Origin of the sequence: Actimicrobium sp. CCI2.3 (assembly GCF_035019065.1) — a bacterium.
Taxonomy (GTDB): Bacteria; Pseudomonadota; Gammaproteobacteria; order Burkholderiales; family Burkholderiaceae_D; genus Actimicrobium.
This window is the reverse complement of sequence record NZ_JASJWR010000103.1, coordinates 1-338: the sequence shown is the minus strand read 5'-3', so window position 1 is coordinate 338 and position 338 is coordinate 1. Positions and strand designations below refer to the sequence as shown.

Sequence of the window (338 nt, the reverse complement as noted above, 5' to 3'; positions counted from 1 at the left end):
ACCGGGACCTTGAAGGACGACACGACCACCAGCACGAACGCGACCGGTACTTCAGTCATCAAGACCGTCGACAGCAATGGTGACGGCAAGATCGACTTGTCGACAACGACCCTGGATGCCAACAAGGACGGCAAGGCCGAGAAAATTACCACCGACACCTTCAATGCTGATGGCAGCAAGGTGGATGATGTCAAAGATTTTACGGCGACCGGGACCTTGAAGGACGACACGACCACCAGCACGAACGCGACCGGTACTTCAGTCATCAAGACCGTCGACAGCAATGGTGACGGCAAGATCGACTTGTCGACAACGACCCTGGATGCCAACAAGGACGG

1 protein-coding gene is annotated in these 338 nt (G+C 55.9%); it reads left to right on the top strand.

Annotated elements, in window-relative coordinates; translation table 11 throughout:
- On the top strand, positions 1 to 338 hold a 338-nt coding region (locus tag QN370_RS20630), incomplete at both ends, for a hypothetical protein (RefSeq protein ID WP_323581835.1).